Source organism: Pseudomonas helvetica, assembly GCF_039908645.1.
GTDB lineage: Bacteria > Pseudomonadota > Gammaproteobacteria > Pseudomonadales > Pseudomonadaceae > Aquipseudomonas > Aquipseudomonas helvetica.
This window is the reverse complement of sequence record NZ_CP150917.1, coordinates 5,620,077-5,638,072: the sequence shown is the minus strand read 5'-3', so window position 1 is coordinate 5,638,072 and position 17,996 is coordinate 5,620,077. Positions and strand designations below refer to the sequence as shown.

Sequence of the window (17,996 nt, the reverse complement as noted above, 5' to 3'; positions counted from 1 at the left end):
TGAGGGGCTGGGGGATGGTCGGGCGCTGGCTGTGGGTTCTGGTTTTTGCGGTGTTCTGTTCGCTCGCCCGTGCGGCGGATGTGCCGACGACACCGGCCGTGATTCATCTGGCCAGCGAGGACTGGGATGACTATACCGCCGCCGATGGCCATGGGCTGGCCTGGGATATTTTGCGCGCCGTGTTCGAGCCGGCCGGAGTGAGACTGGATATTCGCACCGTGCCTTACACCCGTTCGGTGGGGCTGGTGCAGCGTCGTGAAGTGGACGCGCTGGTTGGCTCCTATTCCAATGAGGCCGATCAGGTCCTGTATCCCCGCTGGAGTTTCGACTCCGATCATATTTATGCCCTGGGCCTTGCGAGCAACCCGGTACCGACTCTGGAGACTCTTGGGGCGTACCGACTGGCCTGGGTCCGTGGCTATCGCTATGAAAGTTACCTGCCGAACATCCACCGCTATAACCAGATCGAACGCCGCAGCGGAATCTTGCCGATGCTCAAACAGGCTCGGGCGGACTTCTATATCGACGCGCTGACGGAAATCAATGAAGTGCTCGCAGAAGCTGAGGATCCGTCCCTGTACCGGCGCACACACTTGACCGAACTGCCGTTGTACCTTGGTTTCGCCGATACACCACGGGCCCGTACCTTGATGGCGCTGTACGACCAGCGCATGGCGTTGTTGGTCAAAAGCGGCCAGTTGAAACCGATCTTCGAGCATTGGAAACAACCTTATCCATTCGACACAGTAGCTGCTGGCGCTACTCCGTAGCAGCTGGCGCAGCCTGCGTTCGTGTGTGGGCCGCGTTCGGACGGAGCTGTCGCAAAACCATGCTCTGCGGTGCATCATGCTGATTGAGTCGTCAGGATTTACGTGCGCTGCGCACACGAACGCAGGCTGCGCCAGCTGCTACGGAACCGCGCGTTTGCTTGGTCTCGTAGCGCAGTGATCAAACTTTTTGATCGTTATGGCCGATAATTCAGCCTAAGCGTCTGTAGGAACCTGCTGTTACAATGCCGCCTCTGCGAATCTCCAGTACATACAGATCAGGAGCACACAGGTGCCTGTCGTTTTTGTCGCCGCTTCCAAGCTGCCAACGCCTTTTGCGCAATTCACCATGCATGGCTTTCTCGATGAGGCTACTGGCCGCGAGCACGTCGTACTGAGCCTGGGTGATGTCGCCGACGGTGCCCCGGTACTCGGCCGGTTGCACTCCGAATGCCTGACCGGCGACGCCTTGTTCAGCCAGCGTTGCGACTGCGGTTCGCAACTCGAGGCGGCGTTGCAGGCGATCGCCCGCGAAGGTCGCGGCGTGTTGCTTTACCTGCGTCAGGAAGGTCGTGGCATTGGCCTGCTGAACAAGATCCGCGCGTATGAATTGCAAGATGGCGGCGCCGACACCGTTGAAGCCAACGAGCGTCTGGGCTTTGCTGCCGACCAGCGCGACTACGCCATGTGCCTGCCGATGCTCGAGCACCTGGGCGTGAAATCCCTGCGCCTGATGACCAACAACCCGCGCAAGGTCAAAGCCTTGACCGACATGGGCATCGTGGTTGCCGAGCGCGTGCCGCTGCACACCGGCCACAATCCGCACAACAAGCTCTACCTGGCGACCAAGGCCAGCAAGCTCGACCACATGATGGGCAACGAGCATCAGGGCGAGGCAGACCGGGCGTGACTCGCGGTCAGGTCCGGCGGCGACTGTCCGTCAACTGGTGGCAATACCTGGCGCTGGCTTTGCTGCCGCTGCTGGTGATCAACGCTGTGTTCGGCCAGAGCGAGGCGTTTTTGCCGGTGCTGGCGATGCCGTTTTTCATTGCCGGGGTGGCCTCGATGTTTGTCAGCCTGCGGTTTTTCGGCGGCTACAAACATGCCTTGATCGCCACCCAGAAAGCCCTCGATACCCCGGAAGAACCCGCTGCTTGGATTGCCCTGGCGGCTAAACGCCGTCAGGCATTCCTTGTCGCGGCCTTGCCAGCCTGGGTCGGTGCTCTGGCGGTATTCGTCGGCCTCGAAGCAGTACCTTTGGTCCTGCTGGCGCTGTCGACCACGGTACTGTTCTACCTTTACCGTATTCCGCGTCAACTCGGCTGATGCGCGGTTGGCTGGCGGTTCTGCTGCTGGCCGTCAGTGGCTCGGCGGTCGCGGTAGAGCGGGTGGTCAGCCTCGCGCCGTCACTCTCGGAAATCGTCGTTGAACTGGGCTCGGCCGACCTGCTGGTGGGCGTGCTCGATGCTGGCGAGCGTCCTGCAGAACTCAACTCCATTCCTTCTGTTGGCCGTTACGGTCAGCTGGATATGGAGCGCCTGCTCAGTCTCAAGCCGGATTTACTGTTGCTCTGGCCTGGCAGTGTCGGCCCGGCGCAGCGTGAGCAACTGAGCCGATTGGGGATCCCGACCTACGTCGCCGAACCGCATAACCTCAAACAACTGACCCACCAAATCGAAGCGATCGCCGAGCAGCTCGGCCGACCTGAACGTGGGCGCATGCTTGCGGTTGATTTGCGCAAGCAGCTCGACGATTTACGCCAGCGCTATCAACGCAAAGAACCGCTTCGGGTGTTTTATCAGGTCTGGGATCAGCCGCTCTACACCGTGGGCGGCGGGCAGATCATCAGCGATGCGCTTGAGGTGTGCGGTGCGCGCAATGTGTTCGCCGACATGACCTTGCCGGCACCGCAGGTCAGTGTGGAGTCAGTGCTTTCGCGTAATCCCCAGGTGATCCTTGCCAGTAGCCAGGCACAGCTCGACGCCTGGAAGGCCTGGCCGCAGATGACCGCGGTGGCTCAGGGGCAATTGCTGTTGGTGGCGGATAAAGGCCTGGAGCGGCCGAGCGGGCAGATGATCGCTGCGACCACCAAGTTGTGCCGGTTGATCGCGCCACAGCGTTAACCTGTGGCGAGGGGGCTTGCCCCCGTTCGGGTGCGTAGCAGCCGTAATCCAGTTGATGCGGTGTGCCTGATTAGAACCGGTTGCTGAATTTGGGGCTGCTTCGCAGCCCAACGGGGGCAAGCCCCCTCGCCACAAATGACCGAGGCGGTCTTTAGAGCTGCGGCATCCACGTCACCCCAAACATCAACGCCCGACCTTCTTCCCGATACCCGTACTGGCTACCGTCATGCTCGTAGAGCGCGCGGCTGTAGTTCTTGTTCAGCAGGTTATCGACTTTCATTTCCAGCGTGACCTCGTGACTCGCCGCCCAACGACTGCGTAACCCGAGCAGGGCGTAACCGCCCAGCGGCTGGCGGTTGTCCTTGTCGTCATAGCTGCCGCTCACTGCTTGCCAGCTGGCGCCGAGGCCGAGCCGATCAAACTGACGGTCCAGATCCAGGCTCAAGGTCCGTCGTGCACGGCGGGCCAGGGTGTGGCCGCTGTCTTGATCCCGTGGGTCGATGACCGCAACGCCGAGGTTGCTCTGCCAGCCGAACCACTCCTGCCTGAGGGCGGCTTCGAAACCATTGATCCGCGCCGATGCGATGTTTTCCGGGCGCGAATGGCTACCGAAGATGATCGCGTCTTCAAGGTCGGTGCGGTACAGCGAGGCTTCCAGCCGACTGGTTTCGCTCAGCTGACTACGCCACTGTACCTCGTAGCTTTTCGAGGTTTCGGGTTTCAGGTGCGGGTTGCTGAAGTCCGGGTAGTAGAGGTCGTTGAAGGTCGGCGCGCGGAAGCCTTCGCTGTAGCTCAGCAGCACGTCGTTGTCCGGGTTCAATGGCAGGGTGAAGGTGCCGCTCCAGCTGTTCTGGCCGCCAAACTGTTGGTTCTGATCGCGACGCAGACCCAGTTCGGTGGAGAAACTTTCAGCCTGGAAGCGATGCTGGATAAACACCGCGCGGTTCCAGCGACTGTCTTCGGCAAACGCTGTGCTGCTGTTGACCCGGTCTTCATACCAATCGCCGCCAAGAATCAGGCTGTTCTGCCGGTTCAGCGTCAGGTCGTTCTGCCAGTTCAGCGAGTTGCGGTAAGTGTTGAACACGCTGTGATCGTTGCTGAGTTTGTCGAAGGTTTCTTCGCGGTTTTCGCTGTGGCCCAGTTCCACGCGGGACTTCCACGCATCGTTGATGCGTGCGTCGACATAACTGCTGACGCTGCTCACGGTGAAATCGTTGTAGGGCTTTTGCTGGACGCTGTTGCCGGAGCTGATGTCGTAGCGACCGAACGGGTTGTCGAATTCGTTTTTGCCACGGTTATCGAGGATGTTCAGGCCGGCCTCGATATCGTCATTGACGGCATGGCTAAGGCTCAGGCTGACGGACTGGTTGCGATAGGCATCATGGTCGTCATCGCTGGGGTAGGACGTATGAGTGCGATTGATCCCAGTCGTGTCATCGAGGCTGGCACCGAGGTTGAAACGGGTTTGCGCGTCGCCCCCGGACACGCCCAGGCTGCGCTCCCAGGTCTGGTGACTGCCAAAACCCATGTGCAAGCGCGGTTGCAGGCCTGACTCGGCGCCGCGACGGGTAAAGATCTGAATCACTCCGCCAATCGCGTCGCTACCATAAATCACCGAGCGTGAACCACGCAGTACTTCCACGCGCTCGATCTGCTGGATATTCAGGTGCTGCAGATTACTGTCGCCGGACGTCGAGTTGCCGATGCGCTGACCATCGACCAATACCAGCGTTTGCGCTGAGTTGGTGCCGCGAATATAGATCCCCGGCAGGCTGCCACGGCCACCGCTTTGCGCGACTTGTACGCCCGGCACCCGGCTCAGCAGGTCGGTCACGCTGCTCGGTTGCAGGCGGTCGATGTCGTCGCGGGTAAACACAGTGTTGGCGGCGCTGCTGTCGTTGCGCGCTTCGACCTGGCGGTTGGCGCTGATCAGTACGTCCGGCAGTTTCAGCGCTTGCTCGCGCTCAAAGGTGTCGGCCAAAAGCTGACCGGCAGGCAAAAGGCTCAACGTCAGGGCGAGGCGGGGGAACTTCATGGGCACAGTGTCGAGGGCTTTTTGTGGGGGCTTTTGTGGCGAGGGGGCTTGCCCCCGCTGGGCTACGAAGTAGCCCCAAAACCAGCCAACGCGATTCTTCAGCAGGAACGCGTTGGCTTTTTTACGACTGCTTCGCAGCCGAACGGGGGCAAGCCCCCTCGCCACAGGGGGTGCGTACTTCCTGGCGGTTTAGAGGCCTAGCAGCTGCAAGCGCTGACGTACGGCTTCTTCGATACCCGCTTCATCCAGACCACACTCGGCGAGCATTTGCGCCGGCTTGGCGTGCTCGACGTAGACGTCCGGCAGGCCTAGATGCAGCATCGACTTGAGGATGTTCTCGCGGGCGAGGAACTCGCTGACCGCGCCACCGGCACCGCCCATGATGGCGTTTTCTTCGATGGTCACCAGCAACTCGTGGCTGCCGGCGATCTCGCGTACCAACGCTTCATCGAGCGGTTTGACGAAGCGCATGTCGACCACGGTCGCATCGAGTTTTTCAGCGACTTTCAGGGCTTCGGCCAATTGCACGCCGAACACCAGCAGGGCGACGGTGCTGCCCTGGCGACGAATCACGCCTTTGCCGATTTCGATCGGTTCGAGGTTCTTCTCGATTGGAGCATTCGGGCCGGTGCCGCGCGGGTAACGCACTGCCGCCGGGCCGTTGTACAGATGGCCGGTGCTGAGCATTTTGCGCAATTCGTTTTCGTCGCTCGGGGTCATCACCACCATGCCGGGGATGCAGCGCAGGAACGACAGGTCGAAACTGCCGGCGTGAGTCGGGCCGTCTTCGCCCACCAGGCCTGCACGGTCGATGGCGAACAGCACGTCGAGGTTTTGCACCGCGACGTCATGGATCAGTTGGTCGTAACCGCGTTGCAGGAACGTCGAATAGATCGCCACCACCGGTTTGGCGCCTTCGCAGGCCATGCCGGCCGCGAAAGTGACCGCGTGTTGCTCGGCAATCGCCACGTCGAAGTAGCGCAGCGGGAAGCGCTCGCTGAAGGCCACCAGGTCGGAGCCTTCTTTCATTGCCGGGGTGATACCGACCAGGCGCGGGTCAGCCGCAGCCATGTCGCACAGCCACTCGCCAAACACGCCGGAGTACTTTGGCCCGCCGGCTTTTTTCGGCGCGGCGGCAGGAGCGTCCAGTGGTTCGAGCTTGGTGATCGCGTGGTAACCGATCGGGTCGACTTCCGCCGGGGCGAAGCCTTTGCCTTTCTTGGTCACCACGTGCAGGAACTGCGGGCCCTTGAGGTCACGCATGTTGCGCAGGGTGGCGATCAGGGTCGGCAGGTCATGGCCGTCGATCGGGCCGATGTAGTTCCAGCCGAGTTCTTCGAACAGGGTGCCGGGAACCAGCATGCCTTTTGCGTATTCTTCGGTACGACGGGCGATTTCCCAGGCGCCGGGCAGGCGCGACAGGACCTTTTTGCTGCCTTCACGCATGCTGGCGTAAGTGCGGCTGGAAAGGATTTTCGCCAGGTAATTCGACAGCCCGCCAACGTTGCGCGAGATCGACATGTCGTTGTCGTTGAGGATCACCAGCATGTTGGCGTTGACTTCCGGCGCGTGGTTCAGCGCTTCGAACGCCATGCCAGCGGTCAGTGCGCCGTCGCCGATCACTGCGATAGCCTTGCGATCACTGTTTTGCAGGCGGGCGGCAATCGCCATGCCCAGCGCTGCGCTGATCGAGGTGCTGGAGTGGCCGACGCCAAAGGTGTCGTACTCGCTCTCGGAACGACGCGGAAAGGCCGCAAGACCGTCCTTCTGGCGCAGGGTGGCCATGCGTTCGCGGCGACCGGTGAGGATCTTGTGCGGATAGGCCTGATGACCTACGTCCCACACCAGCCGGTCGTCCGGGGTGTCGAAAACGTAATGCAACGCGATAGTCAGCTCGATAACACCCAGGCCAGCACCGAAATGCCCGCCGGTCTGACCGACCGTGTAGAGCAATTCCAGGCGCAACTCATTCGCCAGGGTTTCCAGCTCGGCTTCGCCTAACCGGCGCAGGCCGTCCGGCGTGTTGGCACGGTCGAGCAGGGGCGTGGTCGGGCGCTTGCGGGGAATCTCATGAAACGTCGTGGGCATCAGGCGAATCGTTATAGGTATAAAAGAGGCGGCAGTTTACCTGATGCATCGCACGCTGCCCACGCAGAGCTCGGAACTTGGCCGATTTACGGTGGGCAACGGGCGCCGGATCAGTTGCGGCGTTCGACGATATAGCGCGCCAGATCACGCAGCGGCTCGGCCGACGCGTCAAACGGTCGCAGTGCGTGCAGGGCCTGATCGCGCAGTTCCAGGGCATAGGCCTTGGCCGCATCGAGGCCGAGCAGCGCCGGGTAAGTCGGTTTGTCCCGGGCGATATCGGCGCCCTGGCGCTTGCCGAGGGTTTCGGTATCGCTTTCGACATCGAGAATGTCGTCCTGCACCTGAAACGCCAGGCCGATGGCCTGTGCATAGGTCTGCAAGGATTTCAGTTGGTCTTTCTCGGCGCGGCCACTGGCCAGGGCGCCAAGCTTGACGCTGGCTTCGATCAGCGCGCCGGTCTTGTGCCGGTGCATGTATTCGAGGGCTTTTTGATCGAGCTTCAAGCCGACCGACCCCAGGTCGATGGCCTGACCGCCGACCATCCCGGCCGGGCCCGCCGCCAACGCCAGGGCGCTGACCATTTGCAGGCGGGTTTCAGCGTCGGCTGAATTCAGGCGCGGGTCGAGCAAAGCGCTGAATGCCAGGCTTTGCAGGCCGTCACCGGCGAGAATCGCGCAGGCTTCGTCGAATTTCTTGTGCGTGGTCGGTTGGCCGCGACGCAGATCGTCGTCGTCCATCGCCGGCAAATCGTCGTGCACCAGCGAGTACGCGTGGATCAGCTCCACCGCACAAGCCGCGCCGTTGGCGTGCTCAGCCTCACCGCCCAGCGCTTCGCAGGCTGCATAGGCCAGCAACGGACGAACGCGTTTGCCACCATTCATCACGCTGTAGCGCATGGCTTCATATAAACGTGCGAGTTCAGGGCTCGGCGCGGTGAACAGGGTTTCGAGTGCCGCGTTGACCCGGGCCTGACTGCTGGCCGAATACGCCGCGATCATTCTGGCTGTTCCGCGTCAAAGGGAGCCTCGGACAGCTCGCCATCACGCTCAAGCAGCACCTGAACCTTCTGCTCGGCCTGCGCCAGCGCAGCCTGGCAATCACGGGTCAGACCGATGCCTTGCTCAAAAGCGGTCAACGAGTCTTCCAGCGACAGCTCGCCGTTCTCCAGGCGCTCGACCAGCGTTTGCAGGTCGGCGAGGGATTGTTCGAAATCCAGTGCAGCTTTTTTGCGGGCCATGGCGGCGATTTCCGGTAGACGTTAAACCGGCGCGACACTAGCAGATAGGGGGGAGAGGGGCAAATGGGCGGGGTATTTGGCGCAGCCGTTGCGGGGTAAAAGCCACGTTGATGTCAGAACCTGTTGACGATCGATCCACTTTTCGGTCCGTCGTCCAGCCGCGGGCGTGATCCTCGCCGCAAATTTAGTTGTATCTGATTGTTAAAAACCGTCCATATCGCTAACCTTCGCGCTTTCTACGACCCAATAACCACGGGTCTTTTTGACGAAACACAGTTTTTTGATCTGTAACGCGCCGAGGACCGGGCGCAAGGTTTCGTTATGCATGGCAGGAGGCGTCACATGCGTTGTTTTCTTTCACTGCTGATCACACTGGTCTGCGCCTCGGCTGCCTGGGCAGGGCCCACGGCCGAAGTCTCGGAACCGGTGGGTGGCTGGCGCTATAACGGCCTGCTGGACCGCAGTGAAAACCCTCAAGTCGCCTATCCCACACCGCCCATCGATCGGGGCGTGCAGCGCAATCGCACGATGATCGAGGGGCAGCTCAAGGCCATTGGCACACTACGCGGGCCTCACACCCTCGCGGTCAACGGCAATCCCCTGAATCTGTACACCGATGACAACGGGCGTTTCACCCGACCGTATGCGTTCGGTGCCGGTTCCAACAGCGTTGAAGTTCGTAGTTCCGAAGGCAAGTCGCTCAAGCGCGTGCAGTTCTATGAAGCGAATAACCTGCGCACCCCGGCGCGGATTCGCGTGGTGCTGGGTTGGGACGATCCGAAGGCCGAACTCGATCTGCACATCATTACTCCCGATGGCCAGCATGCGTTCTTCGCCCATACGACGTTGACCAATGGCGGTGGCCTCGACCCGGATGGTGTCGATGGCCCTGGCCCGGAAATGTTCACCATGACTGCACCGATGCATGGCACCTATCTGGTTTACGTGAACTATTGGGGCAACTTCGGCAGCGGCGGCTATAACTTCGATGAGTCCAGCAACCAGAACGAGGTGATCACCTCGCAGATCAATTTGGTGCTCAACGAAAACACCGTCGACGAAAAACGCGAGACGTTCATCGTGCCCTTGCGGGCTATCGGTGATCTGTTGCTGGTCAAGACTTTCAACTATTGAACATCCCGCACCACGGATGAATTGCCGAGCTTTGGGAACATGAGCGTGAACATGAGCGATAAGACGATTTCACCGGCCGATTCCCCGGCCGCCGGCGCACCTGCGGCCAACACCTCTCGTCGTTGGCCGGCGCTGCTGATCGGGCTGTGCCTGGTGGCCGGCGTGGCGGGCGGGTTGGGATGGTTCATGCACAAACCCAAGGCGCCGCCTGCGCAGTTGGCCAGTGACAAACTGGGCATGAGCCGGCCGGACGGTCTGCTGGAAACCCGTTCCTTGAGCCAGTTGCCCAAGGACTTGCTGACAGTGCCATTTCTCAAGGAAACCCTGACCGAAGATTTCGTCTTCTATTACGAAGCCCATGCCGATCGCCTCGGGTTGATCGGCAGTCTGCGCCGGATCATTTACGAGCATGACCTCAAGTTGCAGGACAGCCTGATCGAACAGCTATTCGATCAGCCAGCAGACGTGGCGCTGTGGCGTGGGGCGGATGGTCGCCTGAAGGACTTCCTGTTGGTGATGGATCGCGGTGGCCTGGCCAAGGTGCTGGAGCCGCTGGCTAAAGTGGCGCTGGATGATTCGCAGTTGAGCCAGCTCGGCGAGATGAAAGTCGCCGGCGATGTGGTGCCGGTTTATCAACTCACCTACAACGCCGGCAAAGCCCTGGTGTTTGCTTCTCACGGCGACAAACTGGTGGTGCTGTCCAACCCGCGCAAGCTGTATGACATGGGCCATGGTCCGACCGACGAGCACGGCATGGTCTCGACCCAGGCGCTGGAAGCACTGCTGGGTGGTGAAAAACTCTTCCCCGAAGCCTTTGGGCTGCAACCTAAAGCCCCGGAGGTCAAACAACGCCTCTCGGTCAACTCCAGCGTATTAGCCATGGGGTACCAGCGCTTCATCCCGAACTTCGCCGGGCTGCGTTTCGACATGGACGACAAGGGCTGGCACAGTTTCCTGGCCATGGATGAGCTGGAAAACCAGCCGGACTTCGATTTCAAACCGATCTGGCAAGCCATGCCGATAGGCGCCAGCGCCTGCGTGGCCCTGCCGCTGGCCGCCGAACAACAAAAACCGCTGCTGGTGAAACTCGGCGCCGACGAAGCGGTAGCCCAGGCCCTGACCGACCATGTGGCCGGTGCCGCTGGCCTCTGCTGGTATGCCGACTCACGGTTGTACACGCCGTTGCTGGTCGCCAGCCTGAATGACAAGGACAGTGCCAAGCTCGACGGCGATCTGGGCAAGCTGTTTGGCTCGATGGTGGGCGCTTATGAACGCAACGTCGCCGAACGCGCCTTTGCGGTGGTCGAGAAACAGCAAGGCGAAACCCATCGGTGGCAGCGCCAGGTCAGCTCCAACTTTGGCCAATACCCGGCCAAGGCAGCCGAGCAGCCTGCCGCAATCGCCGCCAAGGCATTCCTGCGGGTGAGCCTGGCGCGCCACGGCTCGACGCTGCTGTTCTCCCTCGACGACACACTGGTGGACAAGGCCCTCGGCACCCTCGACAAACGTTTCCCGCCACTGGCCGACGTGTTGCCGAAAGATCAGCTGACGCCGCTCTACTTTGGCCCGGATTCCATGGCACAGCTGATGCAGCGGGAAACCCTGGATAGCCTGCCGCAAGACATGGAGCCGGTTTTCTACAACGCCGCGCAAACCTACCTGATTCCGAAACTGCGCACGCTCGGCGGCTACGGCAAATACGCCCTGACATTGCCCAAAGGCAGCGAGCCCGATGGCCACTGGCAATGGCTGCCGCTGGAATGGAAAGCCCTGTGACGGCACTCATCCGAGGCCTTGGCCTGCTGGCGCTGCTGCTCGGCACGCGGGCATTTGCCAGCGAAGCCGCGCCGCTTGACCCGCAGCAATCCCAGGTCTTTCGCGCCTGGTTCGTGCGCATCGCCCAGGAACAATTGACCCAGGGCCCGAGCCCGCGCTGGTTTCAGCAGGACTGCGCCGGGCTGGTACGTTTCGCCGCCAACGAAGCGCTGAAAGTCCACGATGACAAATGGCTACGTAGCAATGGCCTGTCCAACCGCTACCTGCCGCCGGAACTGCAATTGAGCGACGCCCAGCGCGGCCTCGCGCAGCAATGGCAGCAGGGCGGTGGCAAGGTCGGACCTTACGTCAATGCGATCAAGCTGATTCAGTTCAACAGCCGTCTGGTGGGCCGCGACCTGGCCCAGGCCCGGCCTGGCGATCTGATGTTTTTCGATCAGGGCGACGACCAGCACCTGATGATCTGGATGGGCCGCTACATCGCCTATCACACCGGCACCACCACCCCAACCGACAACGGCATGCGCTCCGCAAGCCTGCAGCAACTCATGACATGGAAGGACACCCGATGGATTCCCGACGCAGCCAACCCCAACTTCATCGGCGTCTATCGACTGAACTTTCTCTCCCAATGATCGGTGCCCGCATGTTGCGCATTTGTTCAAGACTGCCCCTGTTGTTGGCCTTGCTGGCCCCCTTGGCCACGGTCAATGCCGATGATTCCGTCGAGCCCAGCGGCTACACGGCGGTGGCCGGTGAAAGTTTTTTTCTGTTGGCCGACAGCAGTTTTGCCAGTGACGAGCAGGCGATGGTTCGCCTCGAAGCGCCGGGCCGCGACTATCGTCGGTATCGCATGGAGCCCTACGGCGGCGCGGACATTCGGGTCTATCGGATCGACAAGCCGCTGGATTTCCTCAAGCGTCAGAAAAACCTGCACCGCGTGGTCAGCGACGGCCAGTTCAAGGGCGAAGGCCTGTCGAACACCCTCGCCTACCTGTGGGACAGCTGGTACCGCAAATCCCGTCGGGTGATGCAGCGAGCGTTTTCTTACGAGTCTCGCAAACAGGTCACCGAGCAAGTGCCGGAACTGAAGATGGGCACCGCCATCGTCGCGCGCACGCCTTACGACGCGCAGCCGCAATTTGCCTTGATTCCGGGTTTGCCGGTGGTCAGCCAATTTCGTTATCCGCTGTGGGAGGCCAAGCCGATCCAGCCGCCTGCGGGTGTGAACCTGGCGGGTTCTTCCAGCGAGTTCATCAGTGTCGCGCCGGGTAATGTCTACATCCCGCTGGGTAACCTGAAGCCGGGGCTGTATCTGGTGGAGGCGCTGATCGGCAAGTACCGTGCGACCACTATGGTGTTCGTCTCCAACACCGTGGCCGTGAGCAAGATTGCTGGCGATGAACTACTGGTCTGGGCTGCACGCAAACATGAAGGCAGTTCGGTGCCCAAGGTCAATGTGTTGTGGACCGATGGCCTGGGTGTCATGAGCAGTGGCGCCACGGATGCCGATGGTTTGCTGCGTCTGAAACACGTCAGCCCGGAGCGTTCCTTCGTGATCGGCGAAGACGAAGAGGGCGGGGTGTTTGTCTCCGAGAACTTCTATTACGACAGTGAAATCTACGACACCAAACTCTATGCATTCACCGACCGTCCGCTCTATCGGCCGGGGGATTGGGTGTCGCTGAAAATCGTGGGTCGCGAGTTCAAGAACGCCCGGGATTCGGTGCTGCCAGCGGCTGCCGACGTCAACGTCAGCGTGCTGGATGCCACCGGCACCGTGCTGCAATCGTTGGCGTTGAAGCTGGATTCCAAGGCCGGTACCCAGGGCCGCTTCCAGTTGCCGGAAAACGCTGTGGCCGGTGGTTATGAGCTGCGCTTCAGCTACAAGGATCAGGCCTACAGCAGTGCCTTTCGCGTTGCTGAATACATCAAGCCGCACTTCGAGATTTCCCTGAGTCTGGCCAAACAGGATTACCGCACCGGCGAACCGGTCAAGGGTAGCCTCGTGCTGCTGTACCCGGACGGCAAGCCCGTGGCCAACGCCAAGTTGAGCCTGAGCCTGCGCGCCCAGCAACTGTCGATGGTCGATAACGAGCTGCAATACCTCGGGCAATTCCCGGTGGAGCTGACCAGCACCGAACTGACCACCGATGCCAAGGGCAACGCCACACTCGACCTGCCGGCCGCCGAGAAACCGAGTCGCTACATGCTCACGGTGTTCGCCAGCGACGGCGCGGCGTATCGGGTCAAGACCACCAAGGAAATCCTCATCGACCGCGGCGCCGCAAGTTTCCGCTTGAGCGCGCCGCAGCGCTTCAGTGCGGTAGGCGACAAGGTTGCATTCAGCTACGCCAACGAGGGTGGCAGCGAGCAGGGCAAAGCGCTGAGCCCTAGCACCTACAGTTGGGTGCGCCTGGAAGACCAGACCCAGGGCGAGGGCAAGCTCGCGGCCGCGGATAAAGGTTTTGCACTGACGTTCGATCGCCCTGGTACCTACAACCTGACGTTGAAGGATGACCACGGTCGTGCGCTGGGTGGTACCGGCCATTCGGTCACCGGTGACGGGGTCAAAGCCGTACCAGGCACTGTGGAAATCGTTCTCGACAAACCCGAGTACAAGGCGGGCGATGAAGCGCTGGCACTGATCACTTTCCCCGAGCCGGTCAGTGATGCCCTGTTGTCTCTGGAGCGCGACAAAGTCGAGGCCACGGCATTGCTGTCCAAGGGCGGCGACTGGCTGAAAATGGAAAAACTCAGCCCCACGCAGTACCGCGCGCGGATTGCGGTGAAGGACACGTTCGCCCCGAACCTGACCTTCTCCGTGCTCTACACCAAGGGCGGCCAGTACAGCTTCCAGAACATCGGCATCAAAGTCGTCGCGCCGCAGATCGACGTGACCATTGCCACCGACAAGGACAGCTACCAGCCGGGCGACACCGTGTCGGTGGACCTGACCACCCGGTTCGCCGGCAAGCCGGTTCCGGCGCACCTGACGGTCAGCGTGGTGGATGAAATGATTTACGCGTTGCAACCGGAAGTCGCGCCGACCATCGACCAGTTCTTCTACCACCCACGGCGCAACAACGTGCGCACCAGCGCCAGCCTGTCGTTCATCAGCTACGACGTGGCCTTGCCGGGCAGCCCTGGCGCGCCAGGCAAGGCCAACCGTAGCGAGCGCGGAGTGAAAGTGCTGGAGCGACCACGCCGCGAAGACGTCGACACGGCGGCGTGGCAGCCGGAGTTGATGACCGACGCCAACGGCAAGACCCGTTTCACCTTCAAGATGCCCGACTCCCTGACTCGCTGGCGCATCACCGCCCGGGCCATTGCCGATGACGGTCAGGTCGGTCAGAAGAAGCAATTCGTGCGCTCGGACAAACCGCTGTACCTGAAGTGGAGCGGGCCCAGCAAATTCCGCAGCGGCGACAAACCGGATCTCGGGGTGTTCGCTTTCAGCCAGTCCGAGAAACCGGTCAAGGCCGAGCTGGTGAGCCATTACGGCGGCATCGATCAGCGTGTGCCGGTGACCCTGAACAACGGCATCAACTACATCGCGCTACCCGCCTTTGCATTGGCCAGTGGCGAGTGGACCGCCGAGCTGGTGCAGAATGGCAAAACTGCAGACGCCCTGGCCGTGCGCTTGACCGCGACCGGTGAAGGTTGGCAAGTGACTCAAAGCCAAAGTCTGGATGTGCTCGGCGGCGATACACCGCTGACCCTGCCGGCGGATGCCAGCGATATCCGCCTGCGGCTGGATGACAGCCCGCAAGCACTGTTCCGTTCGGCCGCAGGCGACCTGTTGAGCTACCCGTACGGTGGCGTCGAGCAGACCGCCAGTCGTTTGCTGCCGCTGAGCATCGCTTACCCGACCTTGTCATCGAACCCGCGGATTCGCGACCGCTTGCGGCTGATCATGCAGAACAGCCGTCTGCGGCTGGTGCAAATGGCCGGGCCTTCGGCGTGCTTCACCTGGTGGGGCCAGGATGGCGAGCCGGATGCGTTCCTCACCGCTTACGCCTATTACGCCGACTGGTACGCCAGCAAGGCGCTGGATCTGAGTCTGCCGCCGGAGCACTGGCAGCAGGTGCTGGAGATCTACGCAAAACAGGCGAAGGACACGCCGCTGTTGCAGCGAGCGCTGATTGTGTCGTTCGCCAGGCAGATGCAATTGCCGGTGAACACGTTGCTCAGCGGTTTGATGGACGATCTGGCGAAAGCGGGCGAGGGCAATGCTGCAAACCTGATGGACGAGGGGCAAGACAGCATCGTCATGAGCGATCCGGACTCGGCGCTGGGTCTGGCCAGTGCTCGCGTGCTGACCGCATCGATGGCCGTACAGGCGAAGGTCAATCTGCCGGACGCTTTCAATCGGCAACTGGCGGATGCCCGGCAACGTTTGGCCGTCAGCTCCCAGCCATTTGTCGAAGCCTTGAACCTGTCGCTGCAACCCTTCGATCAGGCACGCGCGACAGCGTTGTTGCAACGTCTGTTGCCGCAGCAATCGACCCTGGAGCGTGCTTTGGCGCTGACCTGGTTGCAACGCAGCATCGAACAGGCTTCACCCGCCGTTGCATTGACACCGGGTGAAGGCTGGAAGCAAGGGCAGGGCGCTACCGGCGAAATCTACTGGCAGTGGCAAGGTGCGCAAGTGCCTGGCGTGTTGTCCCTGACCGGCGCCCAGGAGCGTCCGCTGCGGGCCGCGTTGAGCTTCCAGAGCAAGCAACCGGCATTCGATCCGATGGCCGTTACCATCACTCGTCGCCTGTCGCGGCTGGTGCCGGGTGACGAAGCCTTCAACTTCAAGCTGGAAGCGGTCGGCGCCCAGCCATTGTCCAGTGACAGCCTGTACCTGGACGAAGTGATCATCGCCAGCAACGCCGCGAAGCCACTGCGCTACGGCATGCTCGAAGTGCCGCTGCCACCCGGTGCGGATGTAGAGCGTACGACCTGGGGCATCAAGCTCATGGGCAAGGCCGGCAGCGAGCCGAGCTCGCTGGAAAAGGCCCGTTTCGAACCGGGACAATTGGCCTACGCGATTCCGGTCGATGCCCTGAGCGGTGAATTGCGCTTGCGTCATCTGGTGCGCTTCTCGCAAAAAGGCCAGTTCAACCTGCCGCCGGTACGCTTTACCCAGGTCTATGCGCCACAGCACCAGGCCCTGGAACAGAAGCCGGCCCTCGGCCAGATCACGGTTAAATGACATGATCCGGCCTCTGGTCTGGTGGCTGCTGTGTCTGATCCCTGCGCTGGCCACGGCGCAGGACGAGCCGCTGCGCCTGGCTTTGAAGGGTGAGTTGCTGCAGTTGAGCCGGACTCAGGTGATGGCGCGCGAGCCGTTGCCGCAGACGCTGCAAACGCCGCTGGGGAGTGTATGGAAGCTGTTCGTTTACGGGTGGCTGGTCGATACCGGCGCTCGTGAGCCGGTTTATGAGTGTCGCGGGCAGTCGAAAGAAGAAGTGTATTGCTGCACCGCTGGTGGGAGCATTGGGCGGGATCAGGCGTTGGCGAAATCCTGCGGGCTGTATTTCGAGCCGCAGCGGTTGGGTATTACTGACGCCGGTTGGCGGGAATATTGGCAGGCGCGTCAGGCGCCGGAGTGGTTGCTGGATTTGCCGTCGTTGCAGCCGCAAACCCGGGTTTCGGTGGCTGAGTTGTTAAAGGCCCTGGCGCTGATGCCGGCGCAGGATCAGGCCCGTCGAGTGTTGCTGGATGTGGTGTTGAACGCTGCTGATGGCAATGCAGTGGGTGAACTCGGTGGCCGCCTGCGAGTGAAAACCTGGAGTTGGCTGGGGGATCAGGACCCATCGTCGCGTCAGGGCGGGTTCGCCGGATGGCTGGCGGACGGAACGCCGATCTGGGCCGGCGGGCGGGGCACCAGCCAGAGGGTCTTGCGTAACTACACAGAGGCGCTGTCCAGCGTGTTGCCGTCCACTTGGCCTGCGCAAGCGGGGCGATGCGTTGAAGTCAGCCTGTTCTCCCGCTATCCACTGCAACGCGTGCTCTCAGGTGATCGCGTGGCGCCCCCCGGCCCCTTGCAGGGCGACTACCGCGTCGAGTTCGTCAACGGTAACCAACTCGACATCCACAGCGATGGCGAGCTGTTTCTATTGAAGGACGGCCCTTCACAAAAGCTGGTCGCGCGCCTGGACCGCGAAGAATACGTCGCTCGCGTCCTCCAGCGCGAAGCCAGGCCCGAGCCCGCCGAAGCGGCCAAAGCCCTGGCCGTCGCGATCCGCACCTACCTGCTGCAAAATGCCACCCGCAGCGGTGACTGCCTGAGCATCGACGACAGCAGCAGTCGTCAGCGCGTCGCCCCGCGCCCGGCCGCGGCGGACTCGCGCAACATTGCCGCCTGGACCAGCGACCTGGTTCTTGCCGGCAGCACCGTCACTTACCACTCCGATCAGACCGGCACAGACAAACTCTCCTGGCAGCAAGCCGTCGAACAAGCCAGTGCCGGCCAGCGCTACGACGCGATCCTGCTTCACGCCTACCCGCGCGCGAGCCTCAGCCGTTGGGACAATCCCGTCGCCTCCTGCGAGGCCCTGCCCGCCGCACAAGACTGGCTGCAGAAGCAGCGCCGCGGCTGGCGCCAACGCCTTGAAAGCGAAGTCGGCTACAACGAAGTCAGCACCTTCGCCGTCTGCCGCCTCGCCTTCGGTCACCCTTATGTCGACCGCGAACGTCAGCGCATTTACGTGCGCGGCGTGCTGTCGCTACAGGATCGCCTGGACCTGACTCACGAATACTTGCACCTGGCCTTCGATGCGCACCCCAACGGCCAGGACGAAACCTACATCGAAGGGCTTGCCCGCCACCTTTTACTGGAATAG

13 protein-coding genes are annotated in these 17,996 nt (G+C 61.7%); 9 read left to right on the top strand and 4 right to left on the bottom strand.

All coding sequences use genetic code 11. The features are described 5' to 3' along the window. The first annotated feature begins 14 nt into the window (after positions 1-14). The 4 genes from AABM55_RS25990 (at position 15) to AABM55_RS25975 (ending at position 2,890) form a co-directional block, all read left to right on the top strand. A complete protein-coding gene (locus tag AABM55_RS25990; protein ID WP_347928128.1) occupies positions 15-770 on the top strand; it encodes a transporter substrate-binding domain-containing protein in 756 nt (251 codons plus the stop codon). 289 nt (positions 771-1,059) lie between these two features. Then, positions 1,060-1,677, top strand: a complete 618-nt coding sequence (gene ribA, locus AABM55_RS25985; RefSeq protein WP_019693842.1) for a GTP cyclohydrolase II — start codon at positions 1,060-1,062, stop codon at positions 1,675-1,677. Beyond that, positions 1,674-2,093 (top strand): MFS transporter, encoded by a 420-nt coding sequence (locus AABM55_RS25980; protein WP_347928127.1) that lies wholly within the window; start codon positions 1,674-1,676, stop codon positions 2,091-2,093. The genes ribA and AABM55_RS25980 overlap by 4 nt, the downstream gene beginning before the upstream one ends. Next, positions 2,093-2,890, top strand: a complete 798-nt coding sequence (locus tag AABM55_RS25975; RefSeq protein ID WP_347928126.1) for a cobalamin-binding protein — start codon at positions 2,093-2,095, stop codon at positions 2,888-2,890. Before AABM55_RS25980 ends, AABM55_RS25975 begins: the two co-directional genes overlap by 1 nt. A gap of 151 nt (positions 2,891-3,041) precedes the next feature. Here the strand turns inward: AABM55_RS25975 and AABM55_RS25970 are convergent, their stop codons facing one another. The 4 genes from AABM55_RS25970 to AABM55_RS25955 form a co-directional block, all read right to left on the bottom strand. Beyond that, the gene (locus AABM55_RS25970) at positions 3,042-4,925 is read right to left on the bottom strand and encodes a TonB-dependent receptor (protein WP_347928125.1); all 1,884 of its coding nucleotides are present in this window, start codon (positions 4,923-4,925) and stop codon (positions 3,042-3,044) included. 189 nt (positions 4,926-5,114) lie between these two features. Continuing rightward, positions 5,115-7,013: a 1-deoxy-D-xylulose-5-phosphate synthase gene (dxs, locus tag AABM55_RS25965; protein WP_123584544.1), complete on the bottom strand. Its 1,899-nt coding sequence runs from the start codon at positions 7,011-7,013 to the stop codon at positions 5,115-5,117. Positions 7,014-7,123: 110 nt separating this feature from the next. Beyond that, a complete protein-coding gene (gene ispA, locus AABM55_RS25960; protein WP_347928124.1) occupies positions 7,124-8,011 on the bottom strand; it encodes a (2E,6E)-farnesyl diphosphate synthase in 888 nt (295 codons plus the stop codon). After that, positions 8,008-8,250: an exodeoxyribonuclease VII small subunit gene (locus AABM55_RS25955; RefSeq protein ID WP_027617730.1), complete on the bottom strand. Its 243-nt coding sequence runs from the start codon at positions 8,248-8,250 to the stop codon at positions 8,008-8,010. The genes ispA and AABM55_RS25955 overlap by 4 nt, the downstream gene beginning before the upstream one ends. A gap of 342 nt (positions 8,251-8,592) precedes the next feature. Here AABM55_RS25955 and AABM55_RS25950 point away from each other — a divergent pair, with 342 nt between their 5' ends. The 5 genes from AABM55_RS25950 to AABM55_RS25930 are packed head-to-tail and all read left to right on the top strand — an operon-like array spanning position 8,593 to position 17,996. Continuing rightward, entirely contained in the window at positions 8,593-9,384 is a 792-nt protein-coding gene (locus AABM55_RS25950) for a YfaP family protein (protein ID WP_054594235.1), read from the top strand. Positions 9,385-9,435: 51 nt separating this feature from the next. After that, positions 9,436-11,160 (top strand): DUF2138 domain-containing protein, encoded by a 1,725-nt coding sequence (locus AABM55_RS25945; protein WP_347928123.1) that lies wholly within the window; start codon positions 9,436-9,438, stop codon positions 11,158-11,160. Continuing rightward, positions 11,145-11,795 (top strand): DUF1175 family protein, encoded by a 651-nt coding sequence (locus AABM55_RS25940; protein WP_347930086.1) that lies wholly within the window; start codon positions 11,145-11,147, stop codon positions 11,793-11,795. The genes AABM55_RS25945 and AABM55_RS25940 overlap by 16 nt, the downstream gene beginning before the upstream one ends. Next, positions 11,792-16,363 carry an alpha-2-macroglobulin gene (locus AABM55_RS25935; RefSeq protein WP_347928122.1) on the top strand — a complete coding sequence of 1,524 codons (4,572 nt, stop codon included), beginning with the start codon at positions 11,792-11,794 and terminating at the stop codon, positions 16,361-16,363. The genes AABM55_RS25940 and AABM55_RS25935 overlap by 4 nt, the downstream gene beginning before the upstream one ends. A 1-nt stretch (position 16,364) precedes the next feature. After that, positions 16,365-17,996: a DUF2300 domain-containing protein gene (locus tag AABM55_RS25930; protein WP_347928121.1), complete on the top strand. Its 1,632-nt coding sequence runs from the start codon at positions 16,365-16,367 to the stop codon at positions 17,994-17,996.

Excerpts from the sequence above, each read along its gene's own strand:
- AABM55_RS25990 (WP_347928128.1), top strand. The coding sequence starts at position 15 with ATGGTCGGGCGCTGGCTGTGGGTTCTGGTTTTTGCGGTGTTCTGTTCG.
- AABM55_RS25975 (WP_347928126.1), top strand. The coding sequence starts at position 2,093 with ATGCGCGGTTGGCTGGCGGTTCTGCTGCTGGCCGTCAGTGGCTCGGCG.
- AABM55_RS25970 (WP_347928125.1), bottom strand. The coding sequence starts at position 4,925 with ATGAAGTTCCCCCGCCTCGCCCTGACGTTGAGCCTTTTGCCTGCCGGT.
- dxs (WP_123584544.1), bottom strand. The coding sequence starts at position 7,013 with ATGCCCACGACGTTTCATGAGATTCCCCGCAAGCGCCCGACCACGCCC.
- ispA (WP_347928124.1), bottom strand. The coding sequence starts at position 8,011 with ATGATCGCGGCGTATTCGGCCAGCAGTCAGGCCCGGGTCAACGCGGCA.
- AABM55_RS25955 (WP_027617730.1), bottom strand. The coding sequence starts at position 8,250 with ATGGCCCGCAAAAAAGCTGCACTGGATTTCGAACAATCCCTCGCCGAC.
- AABM55_RS25950 (WP_054594235.1), top strand. The coding sequence starts at position 8,593 with ATGCGTTGTTTTCTTTCACTGCTGATCACACTGGTCTGCGCCTCGGCT.
- AABM55_RS25945 (WP_347928123.1), top strand. The coding sequence starts at position 9,436 with ATGAGCGATAAGACGATTTCACCGGCCGATTCCCCGGCCGCCGGCGCA.
- AABM55_RS25940 (WP_347930086.1), top strand. The coding sequence starts at position 11,145 with ATGGAAAGCCCTGTGACGGCACTCATCCGAGGCCTTGGCCTGCTGGCG.
- AABM55_RS25935 (WP_347928122.1), top strand. The coding sequence starts at position 11,792 with ATGATCGGTGCCCGCATGTTGCGCATTTGTTCAAGACTGCCCCTGTTG.
- AABM55_RS25930 (WP_347928121.1), top strand. The coding sequence starts at position 16,365 with ATGATCCGGCCTCTGGTCTGGTGGCTGCTGTGTCTGATCCCTGCGCTG.